Raw genomic sequence first — 19482 nt, forward strand, 5'->3', positions numbered from 1 at the left:
CGGACCGGGCCCCTTCCTGTCCCTTCGCAAGGCGGCGCACTCCCCTGGCCGGTCAGACCTCGGGGCGCAGGCGCGCCGCCTGCACCGTCGACCTGTCCGGGGTGGCTTTGTTCTGCAGGGCGCTGCCCTGTTGCCATTTCGCCCAGGACAGGTTCCAGTCGCCGTAGCCGTTGTCGAACGGCGTCATCGTGGGGCCCTGGCTGCCGACGACCGAGACGAGGTCGCCCTCGCGCACGGTGTTGAAGAACCACTGGGCCTGGGCGTTGCTCATGCCCGTACAGCCGTGGCTGACGTTCGCGTACCCCTGTGAGCCGGTGGACCAGGGGGCGGCGTGCACGTACTCACCGCTCCAGGTGACGCGGGTCGCGTAGTAGACCATCAGGTCGTACCCGTCGCTGGAGTTCTCCGAGATGCCGATGGTCTCCCCGCGCATGCGTACGGAGTACTCCTTGCTCAGCACGACCTTGACGCCGTTGCGGGTGTCGAAGCCGGGCCTTCCGGTGGTCACCGGAATGGTGTTGATCACTTCTCCGTTGCGCTTGACCGTCATGGAGTGCGCGGCGGCGTCGGTGACGGCCTCGATACGGTCGCCGGTAGTGATCTTCAACGTCTTCGTGGGGGCTCCGTACAGACCCTTGGCGACCTTGATGCCGGCCATGTTGCTGCTGACCTCGATCGTGGCCCGGGCCGGCCAGTACGTCTGCGGGCGGTAATGCAGGATCTTGTCGTCGACCCAGTACCAGGAGCCCGTCACGGAGGGCGTGGAGCGGACCTTCAGCGCGCGCTCCACAGTGGCCCTGGCGGCCTTGTCCTTGACCGGAGCACTGAGTTCCGCCGTAATGGGCTGTCCGACGCCGTAGGTGCCCGCGTGCGGGCCGAAGGTGACGTTCAGGAGCTTCTTCGCCGGGGCCGTCTCGAAGGAGAGCGTACGGCTGCCCGGGGCGCCGTCGCCGTCCTCGACACTGACTCTGACTCTGTAGCGGGTGCCGGCCGCGAGCGGAACGGTGGAGTGCCAGCGCAGCCCGTCGGCCGAGAGTTCGCCCGCGAGATGGCGCCCGGCGGTGTCCACCGCGGCCACGTCCGTGATCCGGCCGTCGTCACCCGTGGCGGTCACTTCGAGGGGCATGTCGGGATCGGCCTTCTCGTTGCCCTCCGGGGCGTTGGAGGTGATCTCGTCCGCCGCGTCGTACGGCTGCTCGGCGAGCGGATGGCCATCTGGCCCACCACAGGCCGTCGCCCCTGCAACCAGGGTCATGACCAGCAGCGTGCAGCTCACTACGGGGCGAATGCGCGGCGTGTTCATGGTCACCACGCTAAGAAGATTCATCAGTTTCAGCGCGCCGGGTGACTGCAAACGGGGGACCCGCACCTCTCACATGAGAGAGTGCGGGCCCCCCGTCAGGTGGAGCGGTGTCACTGGGTGCGGTTCTCACCGCGGTAGTACTCGAAGACCCAGCCGAACAGGCCGATCAGGATGACCGGGGCCGAGAAGTAGAGCAGCCACCATCCGAAGATGACCCCCATGAAGGCGAGGGCGCCACCGACGGCCAGCGAGAGCGGCTGCCAGCTGTGCGGGGAGAAGAACCCCACCTCGCCGGCCTCGTCCGCGACATCGGCTTCCTTGTTGTCCTGAGCCATCGCGTCGACCCGCTGCGCCGTGAAGGCCAGGTAGAAGCCGATCATGACGCTCAGACCGAAGGCCAGGACGAGCGCGGTGGTACCGGCCGGCTCCTTCGACCACACGCCATAGGTCACTGCCATGGCGAGGATGAAGACGCTCAGCCAGAGGAACATCTTGCCCTGGATCTTCACTTGCCGGCCTCCTTGCCACCCGCGAGAGCCTTGTCGGCCTCGGAGTGATGCTCCAGCTGCTCGAGTGCCGAGATCTCCGGGTGGTGCAGGTCGAACGCCGGGGATTCGGAACGGATCCGCGGCAGCGTGAGGAAGTTGTGCCGCGGCGGCGGGCAGGAGGTCGCCCATTCCAGCGAACGGCCGTAGCCCCACGGGTCGTCGACCTCGACCTTCTTGCCGTACTTGGCGGTCTTCCACACGTTGTAGAAGAACGGCAGCATCGACAGGCCGAGCAGGAACGAGGAGATCGTCGAGATCGTGTTCAGCGCGGTGAAGCCGTCGGCGGCGAGGTAGTCCGCGTAACGACGCGGCATGCCCTCGGCACCGAGCCAGTGCTGCACCAGGAACGTGCCGTGGAAGCCCACGAACAGCGTCCAGAACGTCATCTTGCCGAGCCGCTCGTCCAGCATCTTGCCGGTGAACTTCGGCCACCAGAAGTGGAATCCGGAGAACATCGCGAAGACCACGGTGCCGAAGATGACGTAGTGGAAGTGCGCGACGACGAAGTACGAGTCCGAGACGTGGAAGTCCATCGGGGGCGAGGCCAGGATGACGCCGGTCAGACCACCGAAGGTGAAGGTGATCAGGAAGCCGACGGCCCACAGCATCGGTGTCTCGAAGGACAGCGATCCCTTCCACATCGTGCCGATCCAGTTGAAGAACTTCACACCGGTCGGTACCGCGATGAGGAACGTCATGAACGAGAAGAACGGCAGCAGCACACCACCGGTGACGTACATGTGGTGCGCCCACACGGTCACGGAGAGGCCCGCGATGGCGATCGTCGCGCTGATCAGGCCGATGTAGCCGAACATCGGCTTCCGGCTGAACACCGGGATCACCTCGGAAATGATTCCGAAGAATGGCAACGCGATGATGTACACCTCTGGATGGCCGAAGAACCAGAAGAGGTGTTGCCAGAGCAGTGCTCCGCCGTTGGCCGCGTCGAATACATGCGCCCCGAACTTGCGGTCCGCCTCCAGCGCGAAGAGCGCGGCGGCGAGCACCGGGAAGGCCAGCAGGACCAGCACACCGGTCAGCAGGACGTTCCACACGAAGATCGGCATGCGGAACATCGTCATACCGGGTGCGCGCATGCAGATGATCGTGGTGATGAAGTTGACCGAACCGAGGATCGTGCCGAAGCCGGAGAAGGCCAGACCCATGATCCACATGTCGGCGCCGATACCCGGCGAACGGACCGCGTCCGAGAGCGGGGAGTAGGCGAACCAGCCGAAGTCGGCCGCACCCTGCGGGGTGAGGAAGCCGGCCACCGCGATGATCGAACCGAAGAGGTACAGCCAGTACGCGAACATGTTCAGCCGCGGGAACGCCACGTCGGGCGCACCGATCTGCAGCGGCATGATCCAGTTCGCGAATCCGGCGAACAGCGGCGTCGCGAACATCAGCAGCATGATCGTGCCGTGCATCGTGAACGCCTGGTTGAACTGCTCGTTCGACATGATCTGCGTGCCGGGACGGGCCAGCTCGGCGCGCATGAAGAGCGCCAGCAGGCCGCCGATGCAGAAGAACGCGAACGACGTGACCAGGTACATCGTGCCGATCGTCTTGTGGTCAGTGGTGGTCATCCACTTGACGACGACGTTTCCCGGCTGCTTGCGCCGGACCGGCAGCTCGTCCTCGTACGAGTCGTCTGCTGCCGCGGCACCCTGAGATTCGTTGAGGATGCTCACAGTTTGTTCGTCTCCGCATTCCTGGCCGGGTTCGTCTGCTCGATACCGGCCGGCACGTAGCCCGTCTGGCCCTTCTTGGCCAGCTCCTTGAGGTGCGCCTGGTAGCGCTCCGGGGAGACGACCTTGACGTTGAAGAGCATCCGGGAGTGGTCGACGCCGCAGAGCTCGGCGCACTTGCCCATGAAGGTGCCCTCCTGGTTGGGAGTCACCTCGAAGGAGTTGGTGTGGCCCGGAATGACGTCCTGCTTCATGAGGAACGGCACCACCCAGAAGGAGTGGATGACGTCACGCGAAGTCAGAATGAAGCGGACCTTCTCGCCCTTCGGCAGCCACAGGGTCGGGCCCGGGTTGCCGTTCTGCGGGTTCCGGGTGCCCGGGACGCCGACGTCGTAGACGCCGTCCGCACCCGGGGGGAACTGCTTACGGAACCGGTCGGGGATGGCGTCGAGCTCCTTGGGGATCTCGTTGCCCGTGGCGGTCGAGCCGTCCACGTTCTCGATGTAGTTGAAGCCCCAGCTCCACTGGTAGCCGACCACGTTGATGGTGTGGGCGGGCTTCGCCGAGAGCGATAGGAGCTTCGTTTCATCGCGCGCGGTGAAGTAGAACAGCACCGAGACGATGATGAGAGGGACCACGGTGTACAGCGCCTCGATGGGCATGTTGTACCGGGTCTGCGGAGGAACCTCCACCTTGGTGCGGCTGCGCCGGTGGAAGATGATGCTCCACAGGATCAGGCCCCAGACCAGCACGCCCGTGGCGAGCGCTGCCGCCCACGAGCCCTGCCAGAGGGAAAGGATCCGTGGTGCCTCTTCCGTTACCGGCGTGGGCATACCAAGGCGGGGAAAGTCCTTGTATGTGCAACCGGTGGCGGTCGCCAGGATCAGGCCCGCAGTCAGCACCTGCGGCAGCTTCCGCCGCATCGGGCGCCGCGACGAGCGGTCGGAGCCGTTGGGACTCACGTAGCGCCTTCCCGAGAGTCTCGCCCGCGCGTTCGGCGCGGCCGTCTCGCTGGTCGGTCGCCGCCCTGACGCGGGCAGGGGTTTGGATGTTTATGCGGACCAAACCCTACTGGACGCTATTTGGGGTCGCGCGGGGAGGGTGCCCAACGCGCCGCCCGACTCCCCGAAGGGGTGGAATCCGGGCCTCCGGCCGCCATCTGACGGGCCCTATCCTGGCTGCGCGACCGGCCCGTCCCGACATGGTTGGCGGGCGCGGGCTAGCGTGGACGTGTGCCCTACTTCGACGCCGCATCCTCCGCCCCCCTGCACCCGGTCGCCCGCCAGGCGCTGCTTGCCGCCCTGGACGAGGGCTGGGCCGACCCTGCCCGGCTGTACCGGGAGGGGCGGCGGGCGCAGCTGCTGCTGGACGCGGCCCGGGAGGCCGCCGCGGAGGCCGTGGGGTGCCGCCCCGACGAGCTCACCTTCACCTCTTCGGGGACCCGGGCGGTGCACTCCGCGATCTCCGGAGCGCTCGCCGGGCGTCGGCGTGTCGGTCGTCATCTGGTGGTCTCGGCGGTCGAGCACTCGTCGGTGCTCCATGCGGCTGCCACCCATGAGGCGCAGGGCGGGACGTTCGCCGAGGTGCCGGTGGACCGGGCGGGCGCGGTGAGTGCGGCGGCGTACGGGGAGACCCTGCGCGAGGACACCGCACTGGCCTGCCTGCAGTCCGCCAACCATGAGGTCGGTACGGAGCAGCCGGTGGCCGAGGTCGCGGAGCTCTGCCGGGCCTCGGGCGTACCCCTGTTGGTGGACGCCGCGCAGTCGCTGGGCTGGGGTCCGGTGCCGGCGGGCTGGTCGCTGCTGGCGGCGAGCGCCCACAAGTGGGGCGGGCCTTCGGGGGTGGGGCTGCTCGCCGTGCGCAAGGGGGTCCGGTTCGCCCCTCAAGGACCGTCGGACGAGCGGGAGTCGGGGCGGGCCGCCGGGTTCGAGAACATTCCTGCGGTCGTGGCGGCGGCGGCGTCGCTGCGCGCGGTCCGTGCGGAGGCGGGGGCGGAGTCCGTACGGCTGCGTGCGCTGGTGGACCTGATCCGGGCGCGGGTGCCGGAGCTGGTGCCCGACGTGGAGGTGGTCGGTGATCCGGTGCGGCGGCTGCCGCACCTGGTGACCTTCTCCTGTCTCTATGTCGACGGGGAGACTCTGCTCCATGAACTGGACCGGGCGGAGTTCTCCGTATCGTCCGGTTCGTCCTGCACCAGCAGCACGCTGACGCCGAGCCATGTGCTGAGGGCGATGGGGGTGCTGTCGGAGGGGAACGTCCGGGTGTCCCTGCCGGCCGGCACCACGGCGGAGGACGTCGACCGCTTCCTCCGGGTGCTGCCGGGAGTGGTGTCAGAGGTACGGGAGAGGCTGGGCGCACCCGTTTCGGTGGCCCCCTCCCCCACCGCCGCCACGTCCCTGGTCGTCGACTCCCTGGGCAAGAGGTGCCCGATCCCGGTGATCGAACTCGCAAAGGTGATCGGAGACGTACCGGTGGGCGGGACGGTGACCGTGCTCTCCGACGACGAGGCGGCGCGGCTGGACATCCCGGCGTGGTGCGTGATGCGTGAGCAGGAGTACGTGGGTGAGGAGCCGGCGGACCGCGGCTCGGCCTATGTGGTCCGCCGGCTGTCCTGACTACGCGAGGTGGGCGCGGACCTCGGCGGCGGCGTCGTGGCCGTACGCCTTGGTGAAGCGGTCCATGAAGTGGGTGCGGCGCAGGGTGTACTCCTGCGTGCCGACCGTCTCGATGACCAGCGTGGCGAGCATGCAGCCGACCTGGGCGGCCCGCTCCAGGCCGACACCCCAGGCAAGGCCGGAGAGGAACCCGGCACGGAACGCGTCGCCGACGCCGGTCGGGTCGGCCTTCGTCTCCTCCTCCGGGCAGCCGACCTCGATGGTCTCCTGGCCGGCCCGCTCGATCCGGACGCCGCGGGCGCCGAGCGTGGTGACGCGGTGGCCGACCTTGGCGAGGATCTCCTCGTCGGTCCAGCCGGTCTTGGACTCGATGAGCCCCTTCTCGTACTCGTTGGAGAAGAGGTACGTGGCGCCGTCGAGGAGGATCCGGATCTCTTCGCCGTCCATCCGGGCGATCTGCTGCGAGAAGTCGGCGGCGAACGCGATGCCGCGCGAGCGGCACTCCTCGGTGTGGCGGAGCATCGCCTCGGGGTCGTCGGCGCCGATCGAGACGAGGTCGAGGCCGCCCACCCGGTCGGCGACGGCCTTCAGCTCGATCAGCCGGGCCTCGCTCATCGCGCCCGTGTAGAAGGAGCCGATCTGGTTGTGGTCGGCGTCCGTCGTACAGACGAAACGGGCGGTGTGCAGGACTTCGGAGATCCGGACCGATCCGGTGTCGACACCGTGCCGGTCGAGCCAGGCGCGGTACTCGTCGAAGTCGGAGCCCGCGGCACCGACCAGGATCGGGCCGGTGCCGAGGAGGCCCATGCCGAAGCAGATGTTGGCAGCCACACCGCCCCGGCGTACATCGAGGTTGTCGACCAGGAAGGAGAGCGAGACCGTGTGCAGCTGGTCGGCGACCAGCTGGTCGGCGAAGCGGCCCGGGAAGGTCATGAGGTGATCGGTGGCGATGGAGCCGGTGACTGCGATGCGCACGGGGAGACTGCTCCTGCGGAGGTCGAGGGGAACGGGTGACTGCGCTCCCGGAACGGCGTGACAGTCCACGCTACCCGTTCGTCGCACTCGCCTTGAAGGGGGAAAAACTACCCGATAGTAGGGCTTTTATCCTGAGGCTCGCGGTGCCTACGGTGCGGACATGTCGAAGAACATCGCCCCGCGCGAGTCCGAGATCAGCCTGGCCGAGCTGCGCGGTGACTGCGCACGGATGGCTCCGCACTGGGTGGTACCCGCCATGGCCGCTCCCACCCCTGTGACGCCGTCCCTGATTCACGGCGTGACCGTGCCGGCCGCGTCCGCACAGCTGATCGATTCGATGGCCGAGTACGGCGACTGAGAGCGGCGGCCGCTCGCACCGGACACCCCCTCGGATGCTCCATGGGGGAACCGAGGGCTCCTGTGCTCCGTCCCACCGTTGTCCCCGACTCGCGGGACAGGCGATGACCGTGCGACGGTCACGGTGACGGCAACGCAGTCGAAGGAGCGATCCGGTGAACACCGAGCGACCCGACAACGACGTGATCCGCCCCCGGCGGCGGTCCCCGCTGGCCGTTGCTTCGGTGGCGGCAGCGGTACTGCTGGCCGGGGGCGGCGGCGCGTACTGGGCCGCCAGTGCGGCGGACGACGGGGGCAGCCGGTCCGGCAGCGGCGACGACGCCGCCCCCTTGCTCGCGCTCGACGAGACACCGGACGGCCCGGACAGCCCGACGGCGCCCCCCGAGGGCATTGCTGTCGGCGAGCCCGATCCGAGTGGCGGCGGCGTGGTCTACCGCGCGGCCGGCAAGTTGCCCGACGGGCCGGACACGGCCGCTGTCCACCGCGCGAAGGGCACGGTATCGGCGGCGGAGGTGGCACGGCTGGCGAAGGCACTGGGCGTGGCGGGCACACCGCAGGCCGAGGGCACGGCCTGGAAGGTGGGTTCCGACGGGGACGGCTCAGGTCCACTGCTGCGGGTGAACAAGCAGGCGCCGGGCACCTGGACCTTCGCCAGGTACGGCTCCGGCGGGACGGACAACTGCCAGAGCACGACGGTGTGTTCGAGCAAGGAGGTGGCGCCGGGCGGCTCGGGGTCGCCGGTGAGTGAGAAGGCGGCCAAGGCCGCCGCGGCGCCCGTGCTGAAGGCGGTCGGGCAGGACGACGCGGCTCTCGACGCCCGCCAACTGATGGGCTCGGTACGGGTGGTGAACGCGAACCCGGTGGTCGACGGGCTGCCCACCTACGGCTGGGCGACCGGGATCCAGGTGGGTCCCGACGGTGAAGTGACCGGTGGCAGCGGGCAGTTGAAGGGCCTGGAGAAGGGCGCCGAGTATCCGGTGATCAGCGCGGGCGAGGCGTTGAACCAGTTGAACAGGGCAGGCCGGGCGGACACTTCGCGCAGCGGCATCGGAGGGTGCGCCACCCCCGTACCACTGGAGGACGGCACCCTGAAGTCGCCGGGGAACAGTTGCGGGACGCGGACCGGGGCGGAGCGCGGGACGACGACCGTGACGGTCGACAAGGCGGTGTTCGGCCTCGCGATGCGGTACGTGGAAGGCGATCAGACGCTCGTACCGTCGTGGCTCTTCTCGGTGCACCCGGCCGCGGGCGGGACGGGCAACACGGTCACGCAGATCGCGGTGGACCCGGACTCCCTGGCGAAGCCCTCGAAGACCCCGACGCCGGAGAAGACTCCGGCCCCCGGCTCGGGGGACGACGCACGGTCCCAGCGGCCGCTCATCTCGTACAGCGCCGACGGGCGGACGCTGGAGGTGACGTTCTGGGGCGGGGTGTGCAGTACCTACGCGGCGAGCGCGACCGAGAGCGCGGACGCGGTGCGGGTGACGATCACCGAGTCGAACCCCGACCCGAAGAAGGTCTGCATCATGATCGCCAAGAAGCTGACGCGAACGGTGACGCTGGACGCGCCGCTGGGTGACCGGAAGGTGCTCGACACGACGGGCGGCATGGTGCCGCGCGGCTAGACGGTAGGTACGACAGAAGGCGGCGACCCCCGGAATGCCGGGGGTCGCCGCCTTCTGCGGGTACCGCTGCCCGCTACCGCCTTCGCGCCTCAGCTGAAGGAGTCGCCGCAGGCGCAGGAGCCCGTGGCGTTCGGGTTGTCGATCGTGAAGCCCTGCTTCTCGATGGTGTCGACGAAGTCGATGGAGGCGCCGCCCAGGTACGGAGCGCTCATCCGGTCGGTGACGACCTTGACGCCGTCGAAGTCCTTCACGACATCGCCGTCGAGCGAACGCTCGTCGAAGAAGAGCTGGTAGCGCAGGCCCGAGCAACCGCCGGGCTGGACGGCGACGCGCAGCGCCAGGTCGTCACGGCCTTCCTGCTCCAACAGGCCCTTGACCTTGGCTGCGGCGGCGTCGGACAGGAGGATGCCGTCGCTCACGGTGGTGGTCTCGTCCGATACGGACATCTGCTTCTCTCCCGGGTTGTACGGACTGCTTGCCGACGTTGCAACCGTCGGGACCGCGGATTCATTCCGGGCCGAGCGCTTGCCTGTTCCTTTCATGCTCGCACACCGGTCCGGGAAGAGTCCGCGAGCGGGGGCATCGGGGAGCCCGGACGGAATGCGTCACATCGACGCGATCGGTGTCGTCAAAGTGACATGAAGCAGATATGATAGATAGCGTCAAATAGACGAAAAGACTTCCCGGTGCCCGGCTCCACTGGAGCGGCTGCGCCGCACTGACCGCAGAACAGAAAGGGTGCGTGACGTGACCACCGCCCAACCACTGGATGTCCAGCCGACACCCCTCGCCCTGCTGCTCCTCGGCCGCGATGCCGACCCCAGGAGCGAGCGCGGCGTGGAGTGTCCTGGCGATCTGCCCTCCCCGTCCGACCCGGACCTGGTGGAGCGCGCCCGCGCGGCCAAGGAGAAGCTCGGGGACAAGGTCTTCGTCCTCGGCCACCACTACCAGCGCGACGAGGTCATCCAGTTCGCGGACGTCACCGGCGACTCGTTCAAGCTCGCCCGCGACGCGGCCGCCCGGCCCGAGGCCGAGTACATCGTCTTCTGCGGCGTGCACTTCATGGCCGAGTCCGCGGACATCCTGACCACCGACGACCAGAAGGTCGTGCTGCCGGACCTGGCCGCGGGCTGCTCGATGGCCGACATGGCCACTGCCGAGCAGGTCGCCGAGTGCTGGGACGTGCTGACCGAGGCCGGGGTCGCCGAGCAGGTCGTACCCGTCTCGTACATGAACTCCTCCGCCGACATCAAGGCCTTCACCGGCCGGCACGGCGGCACGATCTGCACCTCGTCCAATGCGAAGCGGGCCCTGGAGTGGGCCTTCGAGCGGGGCGAGAAGGTGCTCTTCCTTCCCGACCAGCACCTGGGCCGGAACACCGCGGTCCGGGACATGGGAATGACTCCGGAGGACTGCGTCCTCTACAACCCCCACAAGCCGAACGGCGGCCTCACCGCCGAGGAGCTGCGGAACGCGAAGATGATCCTGTGGCGCGGGCACTGCTCGGTGCACGGGCGCTTCTCGGTGGAATCCGTCAACGATGTGCGCGAGCGCATCCCGGGCGTCAATGTGCTGGTGCACCCCGAGTGCAAGCACGAGGTCGTGGCGGCGGCGGACTACGTCGGCTCGACGGAGTACATCATCAAGGCCCTGGAGGCGGCGCCGGCCGGCTCGAAGTGGGCGATCGGCACCGAGCTGAACCTGGTGCGGCGCCTGGCCAACCGGTTCGCGGCGGAGGACAAGGAGATCGTCTTCCTCGACAAGACGGTCTGCTTCTGCTCGACGATGAACCGGATCGATCTGCCGCACCTGGTGTGGACGCTGGAGTCGCTGGCCGAGGGCAACCTGGTCAACCGGATCGAGGTCGACCCGGAGACGGAGAAGTACGCGAAGCTGGCGCTGGAGCGGATGCTGGCGCTGCCGTAGGCGCGTTGCGCCTACGGGCGGGCGTTGCCTCGTTACCGCCCTTCTCGCCGCACTGGAAACGTGCAAAGGCCCCGGCACCGTTGAAACGGTGCCGGGGCCTTTTGCGTGCCCTGCGTTACGCCTTCGCGGGCTCCGGCTCCTCGGAGGTGGTCTCCTCCGGCCGCGCCGGGGCGGACAGGCCCGCCTTCTTCGCCCGCTTGATCGCCTTCTTCTTCGCGCGGCGCTCCTTGCGGAGCTCCACCATCGCGTACAGCGTCGGCACCAGAAGGAGCGTCAGCAGCGTCGACGTGACCAGACCGCCGATCACCACGACCGCGAGGGGCTGCGAGATGAAGCCGCCCTCGCCGGTGACGCCGAGCGCCATCGGGAGAAGGGCGAAGATCGTCGCGAGTGCGGTCATCAGGATCGGGCGGAGGCGGTGGCGGCCGCCCTCGATGACTGCTTCGACAATGCCCATGCCCTGCGACCGGTACTGGTTGATCAGGTCGATCAGCACGATCGCGTTGGTCACCACGATGCCGATCAGCATCAGCATGCCGATCATTGCCGGAACGCCCATCGGGGTGCCGGTGACGACCAGGAGGCCGATGGCGCCCGTCGCCGCGAACGGGATGGAGACCAGCAGGATCAGCGGCTGGACGAGCGAGCGGAACGTCGCGACGAGCAGCATGAAGACGATCGCGATCGCGGCCAGCATGGCCAGACCGAGCTTCATGAACGCGTCGTTCTGGTCCTCGGAGACACCGCCGATGGTGGCGGTGGCGCCGTCCGGCAGGTCCAGGGCGTTGATCTTCGACTGGAGCGAGGCGCTCACCGCGCCGGTGTTGTCACCGGTGGGGCGGGCGGTGATCGTGGCGGCGCGCTGGCCGTCGATCCTCGTCATCGAGACCGGGCCCGGGACCAGCTTCACCTCGGCGATCTGACCGAGCTCGACCCGGCCGAGCGAGAGGTTCTTCAGCTCGTCCATCGTGGTGGCCGGGTGGGCGGACTTGATGACGACGTCGCGCTCGGTGTCGTCCATGATCGCCTTGCCGGACGGGGTGCCGCGCACCGCTCCGGCGACCGCCGCACCGAGCGTGGTCTGGTCGAAGCCGGCGGCCGCGGCCTTGGCGTTGGCCTTGACCGAGATGCGCGGGACGGACTGCGCCAGGTCGCTCTGGACGTCGGTGACGTCCTTGAGCTCGGCCACCTGCGCCCTGACCTCTTCGGAGGCCTTCTTCAGGGTGTCCGCGTCGGCGGACTTCACCACGACGCTCAGGTCCTGGCTGCCGAAGCCGTCGCCCGCGGCGATGGTGGTGTCACCGATGCCGTCGAGCTTGCCGAGGCCCTCGTCGATGCGCTTCTGGGTGGCGTCGAAGTCGGCCGAGTCCTTCAGAGTGACCTGGTACGAGGCCTGGTTGGCTCCCGTACCGCCGCCGAAGGCCGCCATGAAGCCGGAGGAGCCGACGGTGACCTGGTAATCCTTGACGCCCTTGTCGCCGTCGAGGAGCTTCTCGACCTTCTTGGCCGCCTCGTCGGCGGCCGTCAGGCTGGTGCCGGGGGCCAGCTCCTGCTTGATGGAGAGGACTTCCTGCTCGCCCTGGTCGAAGAAGTTGGTCTTCAGCAGCGGGGCCATGCCGAAGGTGCCGAAGAGCACGGCGACGGCGATGACGATGCTGGTGACACGGCGCCGGGTCGCGAAGCGCAGCACCGGGACGTACAGCCGCTGGAGCCGGCTGCGGGCCTCCTTCTCCTCCGCCTTGCGACGGGCCTCGTCCGGGTTCTCCGTGCTGCCCTTGGGGGCGCGCAGGAACCAGTACGACAGGACGGGGACCACGGTCAGCGAGACCAGCAGGGAGGCGAGCAGGGCCGCGGTGACGGTCAGGGAGAACGAGCCGAACAGCTCGCCGACCACGCCGCCGACCAGACCGATCGGCAGGAAGACCGCGACCGTGGTGAGGGTCGAGGAGGTGACCGCGCCGGCCACTTCCTTCACCGCGGTGATGATCGCGGAGTGGCGCTCCTCGCCGTAGCCGAGGTGGCGCTTGATGTTCTCCAGGACGACGATCGAGTCGTCGACGACACGGCCGATCGCGATGGTCAGCGCGCCGAGCGTGAGCATGTTGAGCGACAGGTCGCGGGTCCAGAGCACGATCAGGGCGAGGACCACGGAGAGCGGGATGGAGACCGCGGTGACCAGCGTCGAGCGGAGCGACGCGAGGAAGACCAGGATCACGATGACCGCGAAAAGCAGGCCGAGCGCGCCCTCGGTGGTCAGACCGGAGATCGCCTTGGAGACGGCGGGGCCCTGGTCGGAGACGACGGTCAGTTCGGCGCCCGCGCCGAGGTCCTTGCGAAGGTCCGGGAGCTTGTCCTTGACGGCGTCCGAGATGGCGACGGCACTGCCGTCCTTGTCCATCGTCGCCATCACGGCGAGGCTCGGCTTGCCGTTCGTCCGGGTGATGGAGACCGCGGTGGCCGGCTCCTGCTTCACCGTGGCGATGTCACCGACGCGGACCGGCTTGCCGGGCTTGTCGGCGGCCGGGTTCTGACCGGCGACCCGCAGGTCCTCGATCTGCTTCAGCGAGGTGAAGGCTCCGCCGACCTGGACGGTGCGGCTCTTGCCCTGCTCGGAGAAGGAACCGGCCGGGACCGTGGCGCCGCCCGCCTGGAGGGCCTGGGCGAGGGATCCGGCGTTCAGTCCGGCGGCCGCGAGCTTCTTGTCGTCGGGGGTGACGGAGACCTGGAGATCCTGGACACCGTTGACGGTGACCTGACCGACACCGTCGATGTCCTCCAGGGCGGGGACGACGGTCCGGTCCAGCTGGTCGGCGAGCGCCTGCTGGTCCTTGTCGGACGTGACGGCGAGGACGACGGTCGGGATGTCGTCCGTCGAACCGGCGATGACCTGCGGGTCGACATCGTCGGGCAGCTGGACGCGGGCGCGGTTGACCGCCTGCTGGATGTCGGCGACCAGCTGCTTCGTGCCCTCGTCGCCGAAGTCGAAGGACGCCATGATGACGGCGTTGCCCTCGCTGGCGGTCGAGGTGACGCCCGTGACTCCGTCGACGGACTTGATGGTGTTCTCGAGCGGTTCGACGACCTGCTTCTCGACCACATCGGGAGACGCACCCTGGTAGGGGGCGAGCACCGACACCATCGGGAGCTCGATGGTGGGCAGCAACTGCTGCTTGAGCTGCGGGATCGCGATCGCTCCGAAGACGAGCGCGACGATCGAGATCAGCCCGATCAGGGCCCTTTGCGCGAGGCTGAATCTGGACAGCCAGGACATGGGTGGGTCTCTCTTCTGTGGCTTACGCGGCAGGCGGGCGGGTGACTCGGGGACAGACCCGGCCCAGCTATACGATCGCCCATCCGCCGGGACGAAAGCGTCCGCCCCAGGGTCGCATTCTTATGCGACGCATACCGCAGGTGGAGTACGCCCCTGCTCCATCTGCTACTCCACCCGGGGGCGCACCAGGCCCGATTCGTACGCAATTACCACCAATTGAGCCCGGTCGCGGGCACCCAGCTTCGCCATCGCCCGGTTCACATGGGTCTTGACGGTGAGCGGGCTCACGACCAGCCGTTCGGCGATCTCGTCGTTGGAGAGCCCGCCCGCGACGAGGACCAGCACCTCGCGCTCACGACCGGTGAGCGCGTCGAGCCGCTCGGAGTACTCGGCGGCACTCGGCCCGGAACCGTCCGAACTGCCGCCCTGCGCAAGGAAGGTGGCGATCAGTCCCTTGGTCGCGGCCGGGGAGAGCAGCGCCTCGCCGCCCGCGGCGATACGGATGGCATTGAGCAGTTCATCCGGTTCCGCCCCCTTGCCGAGGAAGCCGGACGCGCCGGCCCGCAGCGACTGCACCACGTACTCGTCGACCTCGAAGGTGGTGAGCATGACGATCCGCACGCCTGCCAGCTCCGGGTCGGCGCTGATCATCCGGGTCGCGGCGAGCCCGTCCGTACCGGGCATCCGGATGTCCATCAGCACCACATCGGCGCGCGTCGAGCGGGCCAGCGCCACGGCTTCGGCTCCGTCCGCCGCCTCGCCGACCACCTGCATGTCGGGCTCGGAGTCGACCAGCACCCGGAACGCGCTGCGCAGGAGCGCCTGGTCGTCGACGAGCAGGACCCTGATGGGTGTTGTCATGGGCGTTCCCCCGTCCGGCCCGCCGCGCCCGGCGACTCCGGCTCTCCCGTGCGGGCCTTGACCGGCAGGATCGCATGAACCCTAAATCCGCCGCCGTAGCGGGGCCCGGCGGTGAGGGTGCCGCCGAGGGCGGTGACGCGTTCGCGCATGCCGAGGAGTCCGTGGCCGCCGCCGTCGGCGGCAGTGCCCGCGCCTTCGGTCCGGCCCGTGCCGTTGTCGAGGACCGTCACCTCGGCCGTCTCCCCGACGCGTATGACACTCACCTCGGCCTTCGCCCCGGGGCCCGCGTGCTTCTGCACGTTGGTCAGCGCCTCCTGGATCACCCGGTACGCGGCGAGATCGACGGCTGCGGGCAGCGGGGTCAGACGGTCGGCGCACGCCACCTCGACCGGGAGGCCGGCTCGCCGGACCTTGTCCACCAGTTCGCCGAGGACCGCGAGGCCGGGGGCCGGCTCGGTCGGCGCCTCCGGGTCGCCGGACTGGCGCAGCAGCCCGACGGTGGCACGGAGTTCGCCCAGTGCGGAGCGGCTGGCCTCCCGGACGTGGGCGAGCGCTTCCTTGGCCTGGTCGGGGCGCTTGTCCATGACGTGGGCGGCGACCCCGGCCTGCACATTGACCAGAGCGATGTGGTGGGCGACGACATCGTGCAGATCGCGGGCGATCCGCAGCCGTTCCTCGGCGACCCGGCGGCGGGCCTCCTCCTCGCGGGTGCGTTCGGCCCGTTCGGCCCGTTCCCTGATCGCGTCGACGAAGGCCCGCCGGGAGCGGACCGCGTCCCCGGCCGCGCCGGCCATGCCGGTCCAGGCGAAGACCCCGAGGTTCTCCTGGCTGTACCAGGGGGAAGCGCCGAAGAGCATCGCGGACGCCGCCAGAACGCTCATGGTCAGCAGGCCGACCCGCCAGGTGGTGGGCCGGTCGGTGGTGGCGGCGACCGTGTACAGCGCGATGACCGTACTCATCACCACCGGGGCGGGCGGGTCCACCAGCACGAACTCCACGATCGCCAGCGCACCGGTGGCGGCGAGCACCGCCATGGGGTTGCGCCGCCGCAGAACGAGCACGGCAGCGCCCAGCACCATCAGGACCACGCTGGCCACCTCGGGCGTACGGGTGCCGAAGCTGGGCCCGTTCGGGGCGTTCGGGTCGGTGAACGACCCAGCGATCATCGAGGCGAGCACGGCCACGGCAAGCGCGCCGTCGAACGCGAGGGGGTGGTCGCGCAGCCAGCGCCGCGCGCGCAGGAACCCGGTTCCTAGGGTGGTCACGTCAAGCAACGGTACGGCGTGTCGCGCACGGATCCGGTCCGACCGACCCCGGGCCCGGACGCAGAACGTACCGATCCGGACGAACCGGTCCGGCAGCACGACGTACCGGTCCGGACAGCGCTCTGCCCCGCGGCCGGCGGACCGGACACGGGGCAGAGCGCTTGCGTGCGGGTGCTGGAGCGGCTGACGTCAGCCGGGGATCAGACCGTCGTCGCGGAGCATGTCGCGTACCTCTTCGAGGGTGGCGTCGGGCGACGGCAGGATCAGTTCGGACGGCTCCAGGGAGTCGTCCGGCAAGGGTGTGCCGAGCTCGCGCACCCTGGCGAGGAGCGCGTGGAGCGTGGTGCGGAAGCCCGGGCCGTCCCCGCTCTCCATCTCGGCGAGCAGTTCGTCGTCGAACTTGTTCAGCTCGGCGAGATGGCTGTCGGCCAGGGTCAGCTGGCCCTCCCCCATGATCCGAACGATCATGACGTCTGCCTCACTGCTTGTCGAACTTGTGCGGGGACTGCGACGACTGCTGCTGGGCGGCGTCCTGCGAGCCGCCCTCGATCGCCTGCTGGGGAGCGGAGCCGCCGGCCAGTTCGGCCTTCATGCGCTGCAGCTCCAGCTCCACATCCGTACCACCGGAGATCCGGTCGAGCTCGGCGGCGATGTCGTCCTTCGCCGTCCCGGTCGGGTCGTCGAGTGCGCCGGAGGCGAGCAGCTCGTCGATCGCACCGGCGCGCGCCTGCAGCTGCTGGGTCTTGTCCTCGGCCCGCTGGATCGCCAGGCCGACGTCGCCCATCTCCTCGGAGATCCCGGAGAACGCCTCGCCGATCCGGGTCTGCGCCTGGGCGGCGGTGTAGGTGGCCTTGATGGTCTCCTTCTTGGTGCGGAAGGCGTCGACCTTGGCCTGCAGCCGCTGGGCCGCGAGAGTGAGTTTCTCCTCCTCGCCCTGCAGCGTCGAGTGCTGCGTCTCCAGGTCGGTGACCTGCTGCTGGAGGGCGGCCCGCCGGGACAGCGCCTCGCGGGCCAGGTCCTCACGACCGAGCGCGAGCGCCTTGCGGCCCTGGTCCTCCAGCTTGGACGTCTGGCCCTGCAGCTGGTTCAGCTGCAGCTCCAGACGCTTGCGCGAGGTCGCCACATCGGCGACACCGCGGCGCACCTTCTGAAGCAGCTCCAGCTGCTTCTGGTACGAGTAATCGAGGGTCTCGCGCGGATCCTCGGCCCGGTCAAGGGCCTTGTTTGCCTTCGCGCGGAAGATCATCCCCATACGCTTCATGACACCGCTCATGGGCTTCGCGCGCCCCCTTCTGACGGACTGGGCTCCAGCACTCCAACAGAACCCACAGTACGGGCCCTGTCTCTATTACCGCACTGTTCGAGCAAGGATGTGGTCCTCCCCAAGGACGACTGCTCCCGGTCACCGCTCCGGCCCAGGGAGTAGGTGACTGTCAGGGAAACCGGCGGCAACGTCCGTTCTGCCCCTCTCAGGACACATGTGAGGACGCAGGCCGTTGCCGGATCGTTCCCGACCGGGCTGGGGTCGCCGCCGCCGACCCCGTACCCTTGGGTTTTGTGTTCCGTAGCCGTTCGAAGGAAGAGAAGGCGCCCACCTCCAAGGTGACGGCAGACCTCTCCACGCAGCCCCGCGACCCGCAGGCACCCAAGGGTCGCCCCACCCCCAAGCGCAACGATGCCCAGTCGCAGCGCCGTCGTGCCTCCAGTGGTGCGCCGCTCGACCGCAAGGAGGCCATGAAGCGCCAGCGCGAAGCGCGCCGCGTGGACATGGCCAAGCAGCGGGAGGCGCTCGCGAGTGGCGACGAGCGCTACCTGCCGGCCCGTGACAAGGGTCCGGTGCGGCGCTTCGTCCGCGACTTCGTGGACTCGCGCTTCTGCATCGCGGAGTTCTTCCTGCCGCTCGCAGTGATCATTCTGATTCTCAGCGTGATCCAGGTGCAGAACATCCAGAACATCTCACTGCTGCTCTGGCTCGGTGTGATCGTGCTGATCGTCATCGACTCGATCGGGCTCGCGTTCCGGCTGAAGAAGCAGCTGAACGCACGCTTCCCCGATACGCCGAAGCGCGGCGCGGTCGCCTACGGCCTGATGCGTACGCTTCAGATGCGCCGGCTCCGTCTGCCGAAGCCGCAGGTCAAGCGCGGAGAGCGGCCCTGAGCACGGAGGTCTCCGGCTCGGTCGCCGGCCCGTCCGTCGGTCCGCCCCGCAGCGGCACCTCCCCGTTCTCCGGGGCCTCTTCCACCTGGCTCAAAGGGCTCGGCGGGCTGCGCAACACCGTCCGCCAGGAGCTGGTCGCCCGGCAGCTCGACGAGCAGATCGCCGCGCGCTTCCCGGTCGGGCAACGGCTGCGGGTCCTCGATGTGGGCATGGGGCAGGGCACCCAGGCACTGCGGCTGGCCCGGGCCGGTCACACGGTGACCGGTCTGGAGTCCGACGCCGAGATGCTGCGGGTGGCCCGTGAGGCACTCGCCGACGAGCCCGCGGGCATCCGGGAGCGGGTCCGGCTGATCGAGGGCGACGGCCTGGAGACCGGGGTGCATTTCCTGCCGGGCAGCTTCGATGTGGTGCTCTGCCACGGCGTGCTGATGTACGTCCAGGAGCCGGACGCGATGCTGGCGGGCCTGGCCCGGATGCTGGCGCCGGGCGGGCTGCTGTCCCTGCTCGTACGGAACGGGGACGCGCTGGCGATGCGGCCCGGCACCGCCGGGGACTGGGACACGGCGCTTGCCGCGTTCGACACGGACGCGTACACCAATCGGCTGGGGCTGACGGTCCGGGCCGACCGGCTGGACGACCTCACCGCCACACTCGCCGGGATCGCAGCGCCGCTGCATGCCTGGTACGGGGTGCGGATCTTCACGGACCACATGAGCAGTGACGTGGAACTGCCGGCCGCGGCGGAACTGGACCGGGTGCTGGCCGCGGAGGACCGGGCCGGGCGGACGGACCCGTACCGCAGCGTGGCGGCACTGCTCCATCTGTGCGGCGTGCGGGGCTGAGCCCCGTCCCGTAATCCCTGGCGGGCGCCCCGCTCGATCGGCTGCG

Annotated in this window: 17 protein-coding genes; 6 read left to right on the top strand and 11 right to left on the bottom strand. The window is 69.1% G+C overall.

Annotated elements, in window-relative coordinates:
• Window positions 1-52: 52 nt before the first annotated feature.
• The 4 genes from ACWCP8_RS15865 to ctaC all read right to left on the bottom strand — a co-directional run bounded on the left by ACWCP8_RS15865 (window position 53) and on the right by ctaC (window position 4504).
• Window positions 53-1303, bottom strand: coding sequence for a L,D-transpeptidase (locus ACWCP8_RS15865; protein ID WP_352270477.1), 1251 nt, complete (start codon window positions 1301-1303; stop codon window positions 53-55).
• Window positions 1304-1413: 110 nt separating this feature from the next.
• A complete protein-coding gene (locus ACWCP8_RS15870) occupies window positions 1414-1812 on the bottom strand; it encodes a cytochrome c oxidase subunit 4 (RefSeq protein WP_030973012.1) in 399 nt (132 codons plus the stop codon).
• Window positions 1809-3545 carry an aa3-type cytochrome oxidase subunit I gene (ctaD, locus tag ACWCP8_RS15875; protein ID WP_313936920.1) on the bottom strand — a complete coding sequence of 579 codons (1737 nt, stop codon included), beginning with the start codon at window positions 3543-3545 and terminating at the stop codon, window positions 1809-1811. The genes ACWCP8_RS15870 and ctaD overlap by 4 nt, the downstream gene beginning before the upstream one ends.
• Complete coding sequence (ctaC, locus tag ACWCP8_RS15880; RefSeq protein WP_267005559.1) at window positions 3542-4504, bottom strand: aa3-type cytochrome oxidase subunit II; 963 nt, start codon at window positions 4502-4504, stop codon at window positions 3542-3544. The genes ctaD and ctaC overlap by 4 nt, the downstream gene beginning before the upstream one ends.
• A 270-nt stretch (window positions 4505-4774) precedes the next feature.
• Between ctaC and ACWCP8_RS15885 the strand changes: the two genes are divergently transcribed.
• Window positions 4775-6157, top strand: a complete 1383-nt coding sequence (locus tag ACWCP8_RS15885; protein ID WP_451116413.1) for an aminotransferase class V-fold PLP-dependent enzyme — start codon at window positions 4775-4777, stop codon at window positions 6155-6157.
• On the opposite strand, the gene ACWCP8_RS15890 is transcribed toward ACWCP8_RS15885, so the two are convergent.
• Window positions 6158-7132, bottom strand: a complete 975-nt coding sequence (locus tag ACWCP8_RS15890; protein ID WP_030933597.1) for a carbohydrate kinase family protein — start codon at window positions 7130-7132, stop codon at window positions 6158-6160.
• A 160-nt stretch (window positions 7133-7292) separates the two neighbouring features.
• Here ACWCP8_RS15890 and ACWCP8_RS15895 point away from each other — a divergent pair, with 160 nt between their 5' ends.
• The gene (locus ACWCP8_RS15895; RefSeq protein WP_451116415.1) at window positions 7293-7490 is read left to right on the top strand and encodes a hypothetical protein; all 198 of its coding nucleotides are present in this window, start codon (window positions 7293-7295) and stop codon (window positions 7488-7490) included.
• A 154-nt stretch (window positions 7491-7644) separates the two neighbouring features.
• A complete protein-coding gene (locus tag ACWCP8_RS15900) occupies window positions 7645-9114 on the top strand; it encodes a hypothetical protein (protein ID WP_352270904.1) in 1470 nt (489 codons plus the stop codon).
• Window positions 9115-9203: 89 nt separating this feature from the next.
• Here ACWCP8_RS15900 and ACWCP8_RS15905 read toward each other — a convergent pair whose 3' ends face one another.
• Window positions 9204-9560, bottom strand: a complete 357-nt coding sequence (locus tag ACWCP8_RS15905; RefSeq protein WP_030933606.1) for a HesB/IscA family protein — start codon at window positions 9558-9560, stop codon at window positions 9204-9206.
• A 292-nt stretch (window positions 9561-9852) separates the two neighbouring features.
• Between ACWCP8_RS15905 and nadA the strand changes: the two genes are divergently transcribed.
• Window positions 9853-11040 (top strand): quinolinate synthase NadA, encoded by a 1188-nt coding sequence (gene nadA / locus ACWCP8_RS15910; RefSeq protein WP_352270902.1) that lies wholly within the window; start codon window positions 9853-9855, stop codon window positions 11038-11040.
• A 115-nt stretch (window positions 11041-11155) separates the two neighbouring features.
• Here the strand turns inward: nadA and ACWCP8_RS15915 are convergent, their stop codons facing one another.
• The 5 genes from ACWCP8_RS15915 to ACWCP8_RS15935 form a co-directional block, all read right to left on the bottom strand.
• On the bottom strand, window positions 11156-14311 hold the full coding sequence (locus tag ACWCP8_RS15915; RefSeq protein WP_451116418.1) for an efflux RND transporter permease subunit: 3156 nt from the start codon (window positions 14309-14311) through the stop codon (window positions 11156-11158).
• 165 nt (window positions 14312-14476) lie between these two features.
• The gene (locus ACWCP8_RS15920; protein ID WP_352270900.1) at window positions 14477-15172 is read right to left on the bottom strand and encodes a response regulator transcription factor; all 696 of its coding nucleotides are present in this window, start codon (window positions 15170-15172) and stop codon (window positions 14477-14479) included.
• Window positions 15169-16437 carry a sensor histidine kinase gene (locus ACWCP8_RS15925; protein ID WP_352270898.1) on the bottom strand — a complete coding sequence of 423 codons (1269 nt, stop codon included), beginning with the start codon at window positions 16435-16437 and terminating at the stop codon, window positions 15169-15171. The genes ACWCP8_RS15920 and ACWCP8_RS15925 overlap by 4 nt, the downstream gene beginning before the upstream one ends.
• A gap of 189 nt (window positions 16438-16626) precedes the next feature.
• Complete coding sequence (gene pspAA, locus ACWCP8_RS15930; RefSeq protein WP_352270897.1) at window positions 16627-16905, bottom strand: PspA-associated protein PspAA; 279 nt, start codon at window positions 16903-16905, stop codon at window positions 16627-16629.
• 10 nt (window positions 16906-16915) lie between these two features.
• A complete protein-coding gene (locus tag ACWCP8_RS15935) occupies window positions 16916-17698 on the bottom strand; it encodes a PspA/IM30 family protein (RefSeq protein WP_030933623.1) in 783 nt (260 codons plus the stop codon).
• Window positions 17699-17994: 296 nt separating this feature from the next.
• Here ACWCP8_RS15935 and ACWCP8_RS15940 point away from each other — a divergent pair, with 296 nt between their 5' ends.
• On the top strand, window positions 17995-18594 hold the full coding sequence (locus ACWCP8_RS15940; protein WP_352270895.1) for a DUF3043 domain-containing protein: 600 nt from the start codon (window positions 17995-17997) through the stop codon (window positions 18592-18594).
• A 107-nt stretch (window positions 18595-18701) separates the two neighbouring features.
• Window positions 18702-19436: a class I SAM-dependent methyltransferase gene (locus ACWCP8_RS15945; protein WP_352270913.1), complete on the top strand. Its 735-nt coding sequence runs from the start codon at window positions 18702-18704 to the stop codon at window positions 19434-19436.
• Window positions 19437-19482: the final 46 nt, after the last annotated feature.

Source organism: Streptomyces sp. NPDC002206, from assembly GCF_053593595.1.

Excerpts from the sequence above, each read along its gene's own strand:
- ACWCP8_RS15935 (WP_030933623.1), bottom strand. The coding sequence starts at position 17,698 with ATGAAGCGTATGGGGATGATCTTCCGCGCGAAGGCAAACAAGGCCCTT.
- ACWCP8_RS15895 (WP_451116415.1), top strand. The coding sequence starts at position 7,293 with ATGTCGAAGAACATCGCCCCGCGCGAGTCCGAGATCAGCCTGGCCGAG.
- pspAA (WP_352270897.1), bottom strand. The coding sequence starts at position 16,905 with ATGATCGTTCGGATCATGGGGGAGGGCCAGCTGACCCTGGCCGACAGC.
- ACWCP8_RS15920 (WP_352270900.1), bottom strand. The coding sequence starts at position 15,172 with ATGACAACACCCATCAGGGTCCTGCTCGTCGACGACCAGGCGCTCCTG.
- ACWCP8_RS15915 (WP_451116418.1), bottom strand. The coding sequence starts at position 14,311 with ATGTCCTGGCTGTCCAGATTCAGCCTCGCGCAAAGGGCCCTGATCGGG.
- ACWCP8_RS15905 (WP_030933606.1), bottom strand. The coding sequence starts at position 9,560 with ATGTCCGTATCGGACGAGACCACCACCGTGAGCGACGGCATCCTCCTG.
- ACWCP8_RS15865 (WP_352270477.1), bottom strand. The coding sequence starts at position 1,303 with ATGAACACGCCGCGCATTCGCCCCGTAGTGAGCTGCACGCTGCTGGTC.